The following is a 16800-nucleotide window of genomic DNA, read 5'->3' as shown; positions in this document are numbered from 1 at the left end:
CCGCAGTCTAGGCTGGCTTCTTCAGAAGTCAGCCGAGATGGAAGCCTTGTAGGTCCGAGGCGCGCCTTGCAGCAGGGCAGTGCCGAAGCTGTCGTAAGCTGAGGCCCAGTACCGCTTGTCGGCAACGTTATCGACGCCGACGCGCATGGTCACCGGCACTTCACCCGCCGCCATCACGTAGCGCGCACCAAGGTTGAACACTGCCCAGTCGGACAAACGCATGGTGTTGGCGTTATCAACCCACTGCTTACCGGTATAAGTCACCCGGCCGGTGAGCGTGAAGCCATCGAGCGGGGTGTCCCACTCGAGGTTGGCGTTCGCGGTCCAATCGGGCACGCCTTTGGCGTCATTGCCTTCGGTGGCATCGCCGGTCTTGTTGAGCTTAGCATCGGTGACAGCGAAGCCCGAAATCAGGCGAAGCCCGTGCACGATCTCACCGTTGAGCGTGAACTCCACGCCTCGGTTTCGCTGTTCGCCGTTAAGGCCAAAGATTCGCGTGTCGGGATCGGTGAAGGCGTTAGGCTTCTTGATCTGGTAGAACGAAAGACCCACGAACATCGGCCCGAACTGAACCTTGCCGCCAAACTCGTACTGGGTCGAAACGTAAGGCGCGAAAACTTCGCCCACGTTGAGCGCATCGGCCCCCGCGGTCGGGCCCTGCTGCAGCGCCTCGATGCGGTTGGCGTAAAGCGAGATCGACTCAATCGGCTTGACGACGAGGCCCACCACCGGAGTGATTTCGTCCTTCCGGTAACGGCTAGTCAGGTTGCCCGCCGAATAGCTGCCGTCAAAGGCGTCGTTATAGGCGTAGCTTTTCACGTCGATCGACTGGAGCCGTAGACCGCCGGTCACCATCACCCGGCCGTCCCAGAAGCCTACGGTGTCCGCCGCGAAAACGCTCCAGAGCCTGTTGCGGGTGATCGGGAACGGATTGTCGAGGTCGCCGCCAGCGAAGGAGGAGGACGCCACCGTCGACTGCGGGGTTTCATAGATGTTGGTAGGCTTGCCCGCAAAGTCTGCACCCCAGAAGAAGTCGTAGGCGGTGCGGAATTCCTGCCAGTTGGCATTGGCGCCCAGCGAGATCTCGTTGGTCACTTCAGTGCCCAACTTGACCCGCGCACCGACTTCGACAGCCTCGTTGTTCTGGTCGAGCGGGGTCGAGGCCGAAGTAGTGTAGCCGTCGCCGGTCGCGGCATCAGTCACGTTGACCGTGCCATAGTTGCCGCGTTCCCTGCCGTCGCGAGCGCCCGCCTTGGCCCACAGCGTAGCATTGGGCGCGAAATCATATTCGGCGTTAAACACCCCAAAGAGGTCGCGCAGCCGGGTGTAATTGTAGTCCTGCGCATAATTGGCGGAGGCCTTGGGCACTTTCGGCACATCGGTGGTATAGAGGTTAACTTTCGGTCGCAGCCCATCGACGCCGACCTTCTGGTAAGCGAGATCGAGTGAGATACGCAACGGCCCGTGCGACCAATCGAACCCGGCGCCAAGCACCTGGGTCATGCGATCTTCGCGGTCTATGCTAACTTCACCGTCTTGGTAGTTGCCGTTGATGCGAACGCCAAAATCTCCATAGCGACGAGCAACGTCGAAACTGCCGCCGAAATGAGAATCAGAGGTATAACCCCCGGTCACGCGCGTCAGCGGTTGGGCACCGGCACGTTTGAGAACGAGGTTGACGCTGCCGCCCAGACCCGATCCGCCGGGCGCCGCGCCATTTACGAAGGCGCTCGCGCCGTTGAGTACCTGCACGCTCTGGAACAGTTCGGGCGCGATCAGCTGTCGGGGGGCGATGCCGTAGAGGCCATTGAGGCCTACGTCGTCGCCAAAGAGCGGGAAACCACGTATGATGAAGTTCTCGGACGCGTTGCCGTAACCGTAGCTAGTGCGGATGGTCGGATCGTTCTCGAGCACTTCGCCCAGCGAACGTGGCTGCTGGTTGAGGATCAGTGTCTCGTCGTAGCTGCGCAAGTTGAAAGGCAGGTCTTCGGCGGCCTTGTTGCCCAGCACACCCGCCGAACCGCCGTTCTCGACGTGGGTGGCGTTGACCCGCTGTGCGGTGACGACGATTTCCTTGGAGTCCTGCGCGGCGGCCGGGCTGGCGATGGCGCAAAGCGCGGCGGCGAGGACGGTCAGGCTGCCGCGCTGCCGGAGCGCCGCGGAAACACTGGTGCGAGTGACCTCAAAATCATTCTTCATGTTAACCCCCACTGGCAAACGATCTTCGCTCTTGCGATCTGCTCGTATCGGGCGGTCCTCCCTGCGGGCCGCCACTTCGCCACAATCCCCCGGCCCATAGTCCAGCAAAACATCCAAGTTTTGCGAGTTCAGGGGACCAAAGGATCAGCCGTGGACTTTCTTCCCTCCTGACCGGGCCTCTCCGACCCGCACATTGCCCGCCGCGTCCCGATCGATCCGTGCAAGCCACGGATCGGAAACGGCAAAATCGGCGCACCGGGCTGAGACATGGATTATTGTGCAGGTTTCCTGCCGCCGAAGCCGGGCCGGGCCGCACGCGCAAGATAGCATGGCATCGTGAAATGCGACATGCCGATGAGGCGGGCAGGACCGTACATTGGCCCCGCAAGCATCGCACGCCTGGCCGCACCCGTCAGCGTCAAGCGGGTATGGCCGCGGCAGCTAGAAGCGGATCGGCACAGGCCGAAAGCACACTGCTCGGCCGCCGCAAATCCCGCGCGGGAGAGGAAGGTACGGCGGCCGAGACTCCTGATCGATGCGTACCCGTCAGGCTCGTTTCTAATGGATCGCGACTAGCGCCCTATTTGTCGGCCAAAACGCCCAATTCGAAAAAATCGATGGGGCCAGATCATTCTCCCGGCTCAGTCCGCCCTGGTGGCCACCGCGAGGGCGGCGATGGCGCGTTCGGCTTCCGCTTCGTTGAGGCTGGCAAACCCGAGCCGCATGCCCTTTGCCGCCGTATCGCGGGCCATGAACGAGCGGTGGCTGGCAAAGCGCAGGCCCTGCTCCCGCGCCCGCGCCTCGATCAGGTCGAGGTCGCCGGAAAAGCGCAGCCAGAAGGCCAGCCCGCCATCCGGGACCGCGAAACTGCAATGCTCGCCAAGGTGCTCGTGCAGCAGCCTGGCAAAGGACTCGCGCCGCTCGGAATAGACCCTCCAGGCCTTGCGCGCGTGGCGACGCACCTCACCGCTGCGGATCAGTTCGGCGGCGGCATCCTCGGTCACCGTATTGCCCATGCCGTCGGTCAGCGAAACACGGTGGGCGATGGCGTCGATGACCTTTTCCGGCGCGGCCATGTAGCCGATGCGCAAGGCAGGCAAGAGCAGCTTGGACATCGATCCCAGGTAGATCACTTGGGCCGGGGCATATCCCGCCATCGGCAGCAGCGGCTGCGACTGGAAATGGAATTCGTGGTCGTAATCGTCCTCGATGATCGCCACCCCGAACTGGCGGGCGAGATCGAGGAGCTGCAGACGCCGCTCGGGCCGCAGCGCGACCGTCGTCGGGAACTGGTGGTGCGGCGTCAGGAAAATCGCGCGCACCGCATGGCGGCGGCAGCACTCCTCCACTTCCGCCACGTTGATGCCCTCCTCGTCGAGACCGACCGGGATGACCTTGCCGCCCAGCGCCCGGATCGCGGCGACGGCGGGCTCGTAAGTCAGTTCCTCGACGATCACCGTATCGCCCGGCTCGATCAGCACCTGCAGCGCCAGGAACAGCCCGTTCTGGCTGCCGCGGGTGATGCAGATGTTCTCCATCGAGACCGGCAGGCCGCGCTGGGTGCGCAGCATTTCGGCCACTTGTTCGCGCAGGCCTTCCGATCCACGCGGGTCGCGGTACTGCAAACGGTTCGAGCGTGAGGCCCGGCTGATCGCCGAGCGATAGGCGCGGGCAAGCTGGTCGGCGGGAAACAGCCGCCCGTCGGGTGCACCTTCGTCGAGCTTGATGCCCTTGCCGCCGGGCAGGGCAAGCGGCCGGTCCGGCGCCTCGGCAAAGCGGTAAAGGGCCTGATCGAACCTGGCCCCGGCTTCGACCGAAGGTTCTCCCGATGGGCTGCTGGGCAGCGAGCGCGAGACCATGGTCCCGCGCGTGCCCTCGGTCGATAGCCAGCCCTGCGCGATGAGATCCTCGTAGGCGAGGACGACGGTCTTGCGATTGACGCCGAGCGCGCCGGCCAGTTCGCGGCTGCTGGGCAGGAACGTGCCGGAAGTCAGGCGCCCGGTCTCGATGTCCCGGATCAGGGCGTGGATGATCTGCATGTAGATCGGCGTCCCGCGTTCGGGATCGATCCGTTCACTCAAGGTCACCTGCCAGGGCCGCAGCATGTTTTCAGTCTCCCGTGGGCGCAAGTCGCGCTGCTTCCACGCCGCCTGCCTAACAGGCACCAGCGCATTGGACCATAGAGATATTCAGTATTGGCACTTGTGCTGGACCAGACCGAAGATGATCAAGGACCCTCGGGTACGACTACGGGGGCAAGGCAATGGGCGCAGACTGGACCGCGCGCACGAGACAGGACGGCATGAAACGGATCGCAGGCCCATGCTGAACCCGGCATTCGACCGATACAGGCATGAGGACATACGGCGACTGATCGCCGAATATCCGCTTGCCTGGGTGCTTTGCCCGGGCGCGCCCGCGGCATCGGCCAGTCTGCTGCCGATGCTGGGGACCTATGACGAGGATGGCGCGCTCACCGGCCTTGTCGGCCACATGTCGCGCCGCAACCCGCTGCACGCGCTGTTCGCGCAAGGTGGCAAGGCGCAGTTCCTGTTCACCGGCCCGCAGGCCTATGTCTCTGCCGAACATGCCGGTCGCCGCAAGTGGGGCCCGACCTGGAACTACGCGCAGGCGCGCATCGAGGCCGATGTGCGCGTCGACGAAGCGCTGACCGCAGGCGCCGTCGCCCGTCTCGTCGCCGCTTGCGAGGAAGGGCGCGAGAAGCCCTGGGACGTGGCCGAACTGGAAGAACGCTACGCCGGCATGCTTGGCATGATCATCGGTTTCGAGGCGCGCGTTACCTCGCTCGATGCGACGTTCAAGCTGGGGCAGGACGAAAGCCCGGAAGTGCTGGAGACCATCCTCGCCAGCCATCCGGACGCCGATCTGCGCAACTGGATGGAGGCGTTCAACCGGGATCGGCGCAAGTGAGCCGCAAGAGTTACTTCCTCACCCATTGCCTTGGCCCGGGAGCGGCGGCCATATCGATATAACACCGCAGCGGTCTGCCGGGCCGCCAGGACACGGGGACATGATGCGAAAAGCACTCGCCGCAGCACTGCTTGTCACGGCACTGAGCCTTCCCGGCGCAGGGCTGGCGGACCTTCCGCTCAAGCCCGAGCGGGTGCTTACGCTCCACCCGGAGCGCACCACATGGTCCTCGGTAACGGTCTCGCCCGATGGCCGCACGCTCGTCTTCGACGTGCTCGGCGATCTCTACACGATGCCGGCCAGCGGCGGGAAAGCGCGGCAGCTAAGCGAAGGCCTTGCCTTCGATGCCCAGCCGACCTTCTCGCCCGACGGGCAATGGATCGCCTTTACCAGCGACCGCAGCGGGTCCGAGAACATCTGGATCGCGCGCGCCGATGGCTCGCAGGCCCGGCGCATTTCCGCCTTCGACGACGATACCGCGATGGCCTCGCCGACGTGGAGCGCTGACGGCAGGACCGTCTTTGCCAGTCGCTACCGACCCGACCTCAACAATTACGAGTTCTGGCAGTTTCCCCTGACCGGCGCGGCGAGCCTGCTCGAACCGATCAAGCCGGCCAGGGACGCGCCGCGCTCGGCCTGGCGGTCCACGCTCGGCGCGGCTGCGTCGCCCGATGGTCGATACCTCTACTACGCACGCCGGATCGACGGGCTGGAATTCGACGTCCCGACGAAGTGGACGATCCTGCGCCGCGACCTTGCCACCGGCAAGGAAGTGGAAGTGATCGCCGGATCGGGCGGCCGCGGAACGGGGGAAGAAACCTTCTTCGCGCCGCATATCTCGCCTGACGGAACCCGGCTCGCCTATGTCACACGGCGCGAAGGGCGCAGCTTGCTGCGCCTGCGCAATCTGGAAACCGGCGAGGACGCGGCGCTGGGCGAAACCGAGCTGGACGCGCTGCAGGCGTCTTCATGGCAGGGCATGGTCCCGGGCATGGCCTTTACGCCCGGGGGGGACGCCCTGATCCTCAGCCATGGGGGCCGGTTCGAACGGCGCGAGCTTGCCGATGGCAGCAGCCGGGGAATCGAGCGCAAGCTGACCGCACGCGTCGCTCTTGGCCCGTCCACGCGCTTTGCGATCCACGAGCCGACCGGGCCGGTCAAGGCGAAGCTGGCGATGGCTGCATTGCCCTCACCAGACGGGCAGCGGATTGCCTTTGCCGCGCTGGGATCGCTGTGGGTGCAGGATCTCGGCGGCGAGATCGCACGGCGCCTGCCGTTCAACGGCGAAAGCCCGGCGCAGATGGCCTGGTCGCCCGATGGCAGAACCCTGACTTTCGTCACCTGGTCCGAGGCCGAAGGGGGCGCCTTGTGGACCATGCCTGCCGGCGGCAGCGGTACAGCCACGCGGCTGACCCGGTTCCCTGCATATTACCGTTTCCCTGCCTTTACGCCTGACGGAAAACACCTACTCGTCCTGCGCTCCTCGCTGGAGGAGCGGCGGCAGACAAACTTCGAATTCGGCTCCTTGCGCAAGAGCGAACTGATCGAGTTGAACGCCGACGGCAGCGGCCTGCGCCTCGTCGCACAGGGCGACTTCGGGGCGCGGCCGCACTTTGCGCGGACCGCCCCCGGCAGCGTCTTCCTGCTCGATGCAGGCGGACTTGCCCGGGTCGACATCGGCACGGGCAAGGTCACACCCGTCGCCCATGTCACCGGACCGGCGTACTACTTCGTCGAAGGCAACGCCGACGCCGACGACATGCGCATCAGCCCCGATGGCAGCCATGTCGCGGCGATGATCGCGAACCGCCTCTACGTGCTGCCCACGCCCATCGATCCGGCAAAGGAAGTGGACCTCACCGCCGCCGACAGCCCCGCGCACGTCCTGCCCGGCATCGGCGTCGACTGGTTCGAATGGAGCGGGGACCGCAGCATCGACATGGTCAGCGGCACCCTGTTCACCCGCCGCGAGGCAGCAGGCGGCAGCGAACTGGCCGCCATGCGTCTTGAAGCGAGCCTGCCGCGCGCCGTGCCGCAGGGATCGATCCTGCTGCGCGGCGCCACCGTCCTCACCATGGCGCAGGGCGACAGGGCTATCGAGAACGCCGATGTCCTCGTGAGCGGAGACCGCTTCGTGCAGGTCGGTCCGCGCGGCAGCTTCGATGTTCCCCCAGGCACCGCTATACGCGACGTTTCGGGCAAGTTCGTCGTGCCCGGGTACATCGATGTCCACGACCACATCGGCTCGATCCGACGCAACAACCCGGCACGCGAGCTGTGGGGGATGCGCGCGAGACTGGCCTACGGCGTCACCACCAGCTTCGACCCCTCGACGCTGTCGGTCGACCACCTCGACTACGAAGGCATGGTCGATGCCGGACTCATCCTCGCCCCGCGCATGCGCTCGACCGGAACGGCGGTGTTCTCACGCCAGCGCATCGCCTCTCTTGACGATGCCCGGCGCGTTCTTTCGCGCTATTCGCAGGGCTATCGTCTTTCGAACCTCAAGGAATACCGCACCGGGAAACGCGAAGTGCGCCAATGGGTGGCGATGGCCGCGCGCGAGCAGCACCTGCTGCCCACCACCGAAGGCGCGCTTTCGCTCAAGCTCGACCTGACGCAGATCCTCGATGGCTATGCGGGCAACGAACACGCCCTGCCCGCCCCGCAACTGGGTGACGACCTGATCAAGGTCCTCGTTGCCCAGCGCACAAGCTACACCACGACCCTGAGCATCACCAACAGCGGCTCACCGGCGATGGACTGGTTCATCGCCCACGACGATCCGGTGGTCGATGCCAAGATCCGCCGGTTCTGGTCGCCCAGCGCCATTCGCCAGAAGCTCACCAGCGGGCGCGACTTTCATCCCCTCGGGGAAACCCGCTTCCGCGAGATCGCGCGCGATGCGGCAACGCTGGCCAAGGCAGGTGGGCTCGTCGGCATGGGCTCGCACGGAGAGGCCCCGGGCATCGGCTATCACTGGGAAATGGAAGCGCACGCGCTGGGCGGGATGACGCCCGAAGCGGTGCTGCACGCGGCGACTGCGGGCTCTGCCGAGACGATCGGGCGACTTGCCGATCTCGGGACGATCGAGCCGGGCAAGCTGGCCGACCTCGTGGTGCTCGACGCCGACCCGCGCCGCGACATCCGCAATGCCCGCGCCATCGATGCCGTCATGCGCGGCGGCTTCCTTTACGATGGCGACACGCTGCGCCCGCTATGGCCGAAGGCCGGCGAAGCGCCCCATGCCTGGTTCGAAGGGATGGACGCGGAACAGTGGCTGCCCCTGCCCGAACCCCAGCGCCCGGACGAACCGGAGCACTGAGAAAGCACTGAGAAGGAGCATCCACCGGTCGCGGCCGCGCGGCGCGGCGGCGTCAGATGCTCAATGTCACCCGCAGACCCGCGGCCAGTGCGTCTTCCACCCCGGGCGCGGCGCCGGGATCGATGACGTATTGCAGGTCTGGCTGAATGCTGAGCCATGGCGTTAGCGCCTTAGCGACGGTGAGTTCCAGCGCCGTCTCGGCGCGCCTCGAAGCCACTGCCTTGCGGTAATCGGCGGAAGTACGCGCATGGGCAATGGCCGCGCCGAGTTGCCAGTCGCCGGGCAGGTCCAGCGTGAACCCGCCTGAAAGGAACGTACCGAAGGGATTGACCGCGCCGCTCGCCACCCCGCCGCGCGCGAAAGCGCTGAGCTTGTGATCGGCATTCTCGGACAGGACCATTTCGCCGCGCAGATAGGCGCCACGGCTTTTCGCCGTGCCCGATCCGTCGTGCGTGTCGAAGCTGGCAGTGTAGCCCCAGGCACCTGCCAGAATGCGCACAGGCCCCTTCGACCAGTCCGCCTCGCCGATCAGCAGCGCGCCGTCGCCATGACCCAGCTCGATCGCGGTGCGCTTGGGATGATCGGGATCGCCCGGCACGCCGTCGAGCGCGGCAAAGCGCACCGTCAGCCCCTCGCCCACATCGGCCTGAACCCGCAGCGCCAGGCTCGTCACCGGGAAAATCGATGGGCCGCTTTCGCCCGACTGGCTGATGTCCGTGCCGATCCCATGGGCGCTGCCGATGAACAGGGCCCCGGTGTCGAGCGCGTCGAATTCCGAATTGAGATCGTAGAGCCCGACCTTCACCGAAGCGCCCGGCGCAATGTCCTGCTCGACCCATGCCTCGTAGAGGCGCAGGGCCCGCACGCCGGTCTCGATATTGCTGACAACCTGGGCATCGCCGGTCAGTTCGCTGAGCGAGCGCCCGTTGTTATACAGAACGTATCCGAAGACCCGGGCGCCTCTCCAGCCCACGGCGGCGTCGAGATCGAGCTCGGCCGTGACGTCCAGATTGTCGAGATAACGCCAACCACTGCCGATCCCGCCCGAATTGTGCCAGACATCCGCGGTATAGGCCGCGGCGATGTCCAGCACCGCCTCGGTGCGCTTCATCCGTTCGGCTTCGCCTTGCCGCCGCTCCGAGGTGGTCTGCACCGGATGGCCCAGGTCCATTTCCTGCGCCCCGGTCTTTTCAGGCACGGCAAACAAGGCGGCGAACGCTGCAGCGCCTGTCCAGCAGGCACGTCTTTCGAGGAATGAAGTCTCAAGCATACCGCAATGGCTACTTCTTATGCTGGAACGTGAAACATCCAATATTTTCGCAAAGCGATGGTCCAATTGCCGCGCCGTCGCTCGGACCTCGAAGCCGGGTCTTGCACGATTTCAGCCCCCCGCACAGACTGCATGCTCGCCTTTTCGGTGCCGCTGCCTTATCGGCGCGCCACGAACTTGCAGGAGGATACAGACATGTTCATCGCGATGAACCGCTTCCAGGTCATCCGGGGCGAGGAAGAAGGCTTCGAGACCATGTGGAAGATCCGCGAGAGCTTCCTTCACGAAGTACCCGGCTTCGTCGCCTTCCATCTGCTTCGCGGCCCCCAGGCCGAAGACCACACCCTCTATGCCACGCATACCGTCTGGCAATCGAAGGCGGACTTCGAAGGCTGGACCCGTTCGGAGGCATTCCGCAAGGCGCATGCCGGGGCGGGTTCCGCCAAGCCGCGCTACCTGGGCCCACCGCGTTTCGAGGGATTCGAGGCGATCCAGACCGTCGATGCCGACGGAGTGATCAGCTGAGCGAGGCCCCCCTCTTCCAGCGCATCGGCGGCGGCGACACCATCGACCGCCTCGTCGACAGTTTCTATGACCGCATGGAACGGCTCGAAGAGGCGCGCACAATCCGCGCCATGCACCGCGAGGATCTTGAACCGAGCCGGTCGATCCTCAAGCGCTACCTGACCGAGTGGCTTGGCGGACTGCCTGCCTACTCGAGCGAGCGCGGCCATCCGCGCATGCGCATGCGGCACATGCATGTCCCGATCGACAGCGCCGCGCGCGATGCTTGGCTGCTGTGCATGCGCGGGGCGCTCGACGAAACCGTATCGGGCGAGGCCGAGCGCACCGCGATCTACGAAGCGATGGCCAAGCTGGCCGACTGGATGCGAAATACCGACGATTCGCCGGCTTGACGCAGTTTCAGGCCATGGCCGGAATACGTGCAACGATTCCAGAAAATGATCCTTAACACGCGGATAACTTGTCGATTGCGCGCACCTGCGCGCTTTTTGCCGCACAACAAAAGCGGTGCAAGCACGCAATAGGTGATAAAAATCACTTATTACCGGGCTTTAACAAATGGCATGTTGCGGTCTACAATGCGCGCTACTTATTGGCCATGACGTTCGGCGCAAGGGGTTACGCCGCGCCTGGTCAAGTTCCGCATCAAGTCTTCGGTGCGGAAATACATGACGGATAATTGGGGGGAATTGAGGTGCGCACGTTTCGGTCGATCTTGGCTGTCGCTGCACTCGCCATCCCGGCAGGCGCCTCCGCGGCTTCGCCAGCCCCGCTTCGCCCTTCCGCGGAGGAAAGCTTCCCGATCGGCAATGCCGGACCGGCCTGCGAAGTCCAGGGCACGGCGATGGGCGACCAGCGCCACTCCGTGTTCGACCGCAAGTGGATGATCCTGTGCGCAGACGTGTCCCGCGCCGTGGGCACCGCCTATACCTTCCGCGACAAGGCCGATGCCCTGCGGCGCGTGGCTGCCGGACGCACGGACAAGCTGGTTTGCCCCGCGGGCAGCGATGCGCCGGGCGCGCAGGGCCTTACCTGCATGGACAGCCAGTCCGGCCTTGAATGGCGTATCTACATGCAGGAGACCGAGCGCGGCACCGTCGCGGTCGAAGGGCTGGCCGCATACGATGACGCGCTGCGTCTGACGCTGCGCTCCCTTGTTGCGGACCGCGTCGTCGAAGGACCGATCTCGATTGCCAACCTTGCGGCCAGCGACGGCCTGAGCCTTGCCCGCGCCCGCGCCGAGAACAGCGATCCCGGCCTGCTTCTCGGCCAGGGGTATCGCGGCAACAGCGCCGGCTCCTATGCCGAAGCGGCCGAATTCTTCGCCGCAGCCCCGGCGATCCTGGCCGATACCACGCAGGACGGCGCCGTATCGCACGAGGCACAGATCCACGAAGCGCTGGTCAACCGGGCTCTGCAGCTGTCCAACCTCGGCGCTTTCGGCCAGGCCCGGCGCAATTTCGCCGAGGCACAGGGCATGGACCTGCGCGATCCGGTCCAGACGCGCCTCGCCCGCAACTACGCCGCCATCGATGCGCTCAACCGCGGCGCCCCGCAGGAAGCGCTGGAGATCCTGTCGCGCGAAGTCCCGCCCTTCACGCCGACCGTCACGGCTGATGGCGCCCTGAGCATCGACCGGCAGACGGCGGCAAGCCTCAACGGGGCAGCAGGCGCCAGCCTGACCGCACTGCTCGGCCAGCCGACCCGCCTTTCGCCGCAGGACCGCGCCGCCGTGATCGATGCGCAGGCCCTGCAACTTCGCGGCACGGCGCTGCGCCTCGACGGCAAGCCCGACGAAGCGCGCGAGGCGCTCGCCCGGGCTTACGCCGATGCGATGAAAGTGCAGGACGGCCGCATCATCTCGATCACCCGCCTGCGCGCGCAGATCATGTCCGAACTCGCACTCGGCTACGAGGCGCAGGGGCGCTTTGGCGAGGCCGAGAGCAACCTTCGCGGCGCACTCGAGCTTGTCGAGACGACCTATCCGGACAGCGCCTCGGTCCATGTCGTGAGCGCCCGCCTCGCGGGCTTCCTTGCCCGGCGCGGCAAGGCCGACGAAGCGCTGGCGATCTATCGCGGCGTCATCGCCGACGTCCAGCGCGACCAGGGCGTGCTGGTCGGCATGGAACACCTCATGCGGCCCTACTTCGACCTGCTGGCCGGCGAGGCCACGCAGGATCCGGCAAGGGTCGAGGAACTGTTCACGGCCAGCCAGTTGCTGCAGCAGCCCGGCGCGGCGGAAACGCTGACGCAGCTTTCCCGCCAGCTGGAAGGCGGCTCGGACGATGCCGCCGGCCTCTATCGCCGCTCGCTCGGCATTTCGCGCGAACTGGAGCGCACCCGCGTCGAGATCGCGCGTCTCACCGCCGCGCAGCAGCCGGGCGAGACCGATGCGCGGATCGACGCCCTGCGGGCCCGGCGCGACCAGCTTGCCGGCGCGCAGCTCGAAGCGATGGACGCGCTCGCCAAGTTCCCGCGCTATCGCGCCGTCGCGCAGCGCACGGCAACGGTGGAGCAGTTGCGCGCCTCGCTCAGGCCGGGTGAAGGCTACTTCAAGCTGGCCCAGCTGGCCGGTTCGCTTTACGGCGTTCTCATCACGCCAACGCAGGCGCGCGGCTGGAAAGTCGCGATGAGCGCGCAGGAGGCCGAGGACGCGGTCGACACCTTGCGCGATTCCATCTCGCTCACGATCAACGGGGTACAGTCCACCTACCCCTTCGACATCGACACCGCGGTCAGCCTCGACACGGCTCTGCTCGGCCCCGCGCGCGTCGAGATCGCCTCGCTTTCGCACCTGATCTTCGAACCGGCAGGCGCGATGCTCAAGCTGCCGATCAACCTGCTGACCGACGATGCCGGGGGCGTTGCCGCCTACCATGCCAGGGTCAAGGCCGGGGGCGACGAGTACGACTTCACCGGGATCGACTGGCTTGGCCGCGATCGCGAGGTGTCGACCGCGCTGTCCGCCGCCAGCTTCCGCGATGCCCGCGCCGCACCGCGATCGGCGGCCAAGAAGGAATACCTGGGCCTGGGCAACAATGTCCCGCTCGGCCCGGTCAGCGTGCGCCCCGGCATCCGCTCGGGCGAAGGGGTGGCCATCGATGCCGACTGCACCTGGCCGCTCTCGACCTGGAACCAGCCGATTTCCCCGCGCGAACTGAACGAGGCAGCGAGCCTGCTTTCGGGCAGTACCGACCTGATGACCGGCGCGAATTTCACCGACGAAGCGATCATGGCCCGGCCGGACCTCGGCGCCTTCCGCATCGTCCATTTCGCCACCCACGGCCTTGTCACAGCCCCGCGCGTCGGTTGCCCGGTACGCCCGGCCCTGCTCACTTCCTTCGGCGATTCCCGGTCGGACGGACTGCTCTCCTTCCGCGAAATCTTCGACCTGCATCTCGACGCCGACCTCGTGATCCTCTCGGCCTGCGACACGGCAGCGGGCGCGGGTCTGGAGGCGACGCGCGAAGCCGGCCTTGCCACTGGCGGGGGCGAGGCGCTCGACGGCCTCGTGCGCGCCTTCATCGCGGCGGGCGGACGGCAGGTGATCGCCAGCCACTGGCCCGCACCCGACGATTTCGACGCGACCGAGCGGCTGTTCAACGGCTTCTACAAGGCCAAGAACGCCTCGATCGGCAATGCCCTGCGTACCTCGCAGACAAGCCTGATGGACGATCCGCTGACCTCGCATCCCTACTACTGGGCAGGTTTCGCCATCGTCGGCGACGCGGCGCGGCCGGTCCCGGCGCACTGAGCGCGGCACGGCCATGGCAAGCACTCCCGACACAACGGCCCAGCCCCCCACCGCCACCCTGCTGCGCAAGGGCTGGCGCAAGGTGCGCGCAGCCAGCAAGCGGCAGATGGCCGCGACCGTGATGCTGGTATTGGTCGGGGTGATCCTGGCCCGCTTCAGCTGGAACATTCCGGTCGTCGGCGATGCCGAGGATTCTCTTTACGACTTGCGCAGTTTCGTCATGGCCCCGCAGGTCGACCAGGACCAGCGCATCCAGATCGTCGCCTATACCGACCAGACCCTGATCAACGCCAGGAAGCGCTCGCCGCTCGATCGCGGCATGCTTGCCGCGGCGCTGCGCACGCTCGACGCGATGGGCGCCAAGGCCATCGGCATCGACATCCTCTTCGACCAGCCGCAGGACGAGGACGCGCAGCTCGTCCAGACCCTGCGGGCGATGCGTACGCCCACGTTCGTCGCCTATGCCGATCAGGCAACGAACAAGGACGACATCAATTACGAGCAGCAACAGTACCTGAAGAGCCTGCTCGGCCAGCTCAAGGGCAGCAATGCGCATCCGGCCAGCATCCGCCTGACCAACTACCAGGGCGCGACGCGCGTCTGGCCTTCGCTCGAACCGGGCCTGCCGCAGCTTCTCGGACGCGCCATGGTCGCCGCGGGCGGCACCGGGCTGGAAAAGGCCTTCGCCGGATATACCGGATCGATCCGCTATCGCCGCGCGAACAGCGATGCGCCGGTATTCTCGTCCATCCCCATCGACCTGTTCGCCTCGCTCGACGATCCCGAAATGGCCGCCGCCTTCGCCGCGCAAGTCGAAGGGCGCTACGTGCTGATCGGCGGCCAGATCATCGATACCGACCAGGTCACCACCACCCTCACCAGCTATACCGGCACCACCGTACCCGGGATCGAGGTCCATGCGGCAATGATCGCGCAGATGCTCGACGGCGCGCACCGCACCCCCGTCACCGGGTGGGAACGCTGGGCGGTCGGGCTCATCTTCGTCTTTGCTGCGTCGCTGACCGCCCTGCTGGACGGACGGACCTGGAAGATCGTTCCGCTCTTCATCCTCCAGTTGGCGATGATGATCGGCCTGCCCTTCTACCTGGAAGCCTCAGGAGTAGAGACTTACGGCACCCCCGCCTTCGGCTGGATCGCCGGCTGGATACTTGCCTTCATCGGCGTATCCAGCGCGGTGCGCGCGTCGGGCGCGGTCGAGCGGCGCTTCGCACAGGGCGCGCTGGGCAAGTACCTGCCGGCCGACATTGCGCAGGAAATCATCGACAACCCGGAACGGCTGACCCTCTCGGGCAGCAAGCGCGAACTCTACATCCTGTTCAGCGATCTCGAGGGCTTCACCAAGCTGTCCCACCAGCTCGAACCGGAAGTCGTCGCCAAGCTGCTCAACGAATATCTCGACAAGCTGACCACGGTCGTCCTCGAGCATGGCGGGATCGTCGACAAATACGTGGGCGATGCCGTGGTCGCCTTCTGGGGCGCGCCCATCGCCAGGCCGGACGATGCCCAGAAGGCCGCGAAATGCGCCTATGCCATGTGGCAGGCGGGCGAGGAATTCCGCAAGTCAGTCGATCCATCGCTGCCGCCGATCGGCCGCACCCGCGTCGGCCAGCATTTCGGCGAGGCGGTGGTCGGCAACTTCGGCGGCGAGCGGCGCATCCAGTACACCGCGCTTGGCGATGCAATGAACACGGCCGCCCGCCTCGAATCCGCAAACAAGAGTTTGGGGACCTCGGTCGTCGCCAGCGGCGAATTCGCGGAGCGTTCGGGCCTCGACTGGTGGCGCCCGCTGGGCCGCGTCGTCCTGCGCGGCCGGGCCAAGCCGGTCGACATCTTCGAGCCTGCCCCCGATTTTCCTGCCGCCGATCGCGAAGCGCTGGCCGATGCCGTCGCCCTGATCGACAGCGACCCGGCCGCCGCCGCGGACCGCATCGACGCGCTTGCCAGTGCCCACCCGGACGATCCGGCCTTGCGCAATCTCTCGGAACGAACCCGCAAACTTGAAGGGAACAAGGCCTATGTCCTCGGATAAGCGCCACTACGCCGCTCGCGCCGCACTGCGCGGCATGACCGCCATCGCCCTGATGGCCCTTCCGGCCACCGCGATGGCCGGCATCGTCGTCGCCTCCAGCGGCCCCTCGGCAAAGTCCTACCCGCCGGGCACCAAGCTGCCCGACGACAGTGAAATCACGCTCAAGGCATCGGACAGCGTAACCATCCTCGACAAGCGCGGCACCCGCGTCCTGCGCGGGGCCGGCACCTTCCCGGTCGGCTCCACCGCCGGCCCCAGCCGCACGACGACTTTTGTCGCGCTGACCACCCAGCGCAGCGCCAGCCGGGTGCGTACCGGGGCCGTTCGCGGCAGCGGTCCGGACGGCAAGCCCCTGCGCCCCAACCTGTGGTACGTCGATGTCACCAGCCCCGGCCCGGTCTGCGTGGTCGATCCGGCCGAAGTGCGCGCCTGGCGGCCCAGAAACGAGGGCGACGAAAGCTACAGCGTCAAGCCGGCCGGCGGCGGCAGCGCCACGACGCTTGCCTTCCAGACCGGCTCGATGGTCGCGCCCTGGGAAGTCGCGATGCCAGTGACCGACGGGGCATCCTACGTCATTTCGCGCAGAGGCCAGTCGGATGTGGAAGTGACCTTCGAACTGCTGCCACAGCTGGACTACGCACCCGAGGACCTTGCCGAGGCACTTCTGGCCAAGGGCTGCGACAGTCAGGTTTCACTGCTGGCAAGCTCGCTGGTCCTGCCGACCGACTGAGCACGCGGCACACAGG

The 16800-nt window shown here is 66.2% G+C and carries 10 protein-coding genes; 7 read left to right on the top strand and 3 right to left on the bottom strand.

What is annotated here, in order from left to right:
• Nucleotides 1-21: 21 nt before the first annotated feature.
• Together JI59_RS13560 and pdxR are read right to left on the bottom strand one after the other, a co-directional pair.
• Nucleotides 22-2199 carry a TonB-dependent receptor gene (locus JI59_RS13560; RefSeq protein ID WP_007012138.1) on the bottom strand — a complete coding sequence of 726 codons (2178 nt, stop codon included), beginning with the start codon at nucleotides 2197-2199 and terminating at the stop codon, nucleotides 22-24.
• A gap of 641 nt (nucleotides 2200-2840) precedes the next feature.
• On the bottom strand, nucleotides 2841-4304 hold the full coding sequence (pdxR, locus tag JI59_RS13555) for a MocR-like pyridoxine biosynthesis transcription factor PdxR (protein WP_007012140.1): 1464 nt from the start codon (nucleotides 4302-4304) through the stop codon (nucleotides 2841-2843).
• Nucleotides 4305-4521: 217 nt separating this feature from the next.
• Between pdxR and JI59_RS13550 the strand changes: the two genes are divergently transcribed.
• Together JI59_RS13550 and JI59_RS13545 are read left to right on the top strand one after the other, a co-directional pair.
• Nucleotides 4522-5130: an FMN-binding negative transcriptional regulator gene (locus JI59_RS13550; protein WP_007012141.1), complete on the top strand. Its 609-nt coding sequence runs from the start codon at nucleotides 4522-4524 to the stop codon at nucleotides 5128-5130.
• A 100-nt stretch (nucleotides 5131-5230) separates the two neighbouring features.
• Nucleotides 5231-8455, top strand: a complete 3225-nt coding sequence (locus JI59_RS13545) for an amidohydrolase family protein (protein ID WP_007012142.1) — start codon at nucleotides 5231-5233, stop codon at nucleotides 8453-8455.
• 52 nt (nucleotides 8456-8507) lie between these two features.
• On the opposite strand, the gene JI59_RS13540 is transcribed toward JI59_RS13545, so the two are convergent.
• Nucleotides 8508-9653 (bottom strand): carbohydrate porin, encoded by a 1146-nt coding sequence (locus JI59_RS13540; RefSeq protein ID WP_239000562.1) that lies wholly within the window; start codon nucleotides 9651-9653, stop codon nucleotides 8508-8510.
• 204 nt (nucleotides 9654-9857) lie between these two features.
• Between JI59_RS13540 and hmuQ the strand changes: the two genes are divergently transcribed.
• The 5 genes from hmuQ to JI59_RS13515 all read left to right on the top strand — a co-directional run bounded on the left by hmuQ (nucleotide 9858) and on the right by JI59_RS13515 (nucleotide 16784).
• The gene (hmuQ, locus tag JI59_RS13535; RefSeq protein ID WP_007012144.1) at nucleotides 9858-10250 is read left to right on the top strand and encodes a heme-degrading protein HmuQ; all 393 of its coding nucleotides are present in this window, start codon (nucleotides 9858-9860) and stop codon (nucleotides 10248-10250) included.
• Nucleotides 10136-10642 carry a group II truncated hemoglobin gene (locus tag JI59_RS13530; RefSeq protein ID WP_239000614.1) on the top strand — a complete coding sequence of 169 codons (507 nt, stop codon included), beginning with the start codon at nucleotides 10136-10138 and terminating at the stop codon, nucleotides 10640-10642. The genes hmuQ and JI59_RS13530 overlap by 115 nt, the downstream gene beginning before the upstream one ends.
• 323 nt (nucleotides 10643-10965) lie before the next feature.
• On the top strand, nucleotides 10966-14004 hold the full coding sequence (locus tag JI59_RS13525) for a CHAT domain-containing protein (RefSeq protein WP_038577651.1): 3039 nt from the start codon (nucleotides 10966-10968) through the stop codon (nucleotides 14002-14004).
• A gap of 13 nt (nucleotides 14005-14017) precedes the next feature.
• Nucleotides 14018-16054 carry an adenylate/guanylate cyclase domain-containing protein gene (locus JI59_RS13520; RefSeq protein ID WP_007012148.1) on the top strand — a complete coding sequence of 679 codons (2037 nt, stop codon included), beginning with the start codon at nucleotides 14018-14020 and terminating at the stop codon, nucleotides 16052-16054.
• A complete protein-coding gene (locus JI59_RS13515) occupies nucleotides 16041-16784 on the top strand; it encodes a hypothetical protein (protein WP_007012149.1) in 744 nt (247 codons plus the stop codon). Before JI59_RS13520 ends, JI59_RS13515 begins: the two co-directional genes overlap by 14 nt.
• Nucleotides 16785-16800 lie beyond the last annotated feature (16 nt).

Origin of the sequence: Novosphingobium pentaromativorans US6-1 (genome assembly GCF_000767465.1) — a bacterium.
In the GTDB taxonomy this organism is placed as follows: Bacteria; Pseudomonadota; Alphaproteobacteria; order Sphingomonadales; family Sphingomonadaceae; genus Novosphingobium; species Novosphingobium pentaromativorans.
The sequence above is the reverse complement of the archived record's forward strand: the minus strand, read 5'-3'. Positions and strand labels throughout refer to the sequence as shown.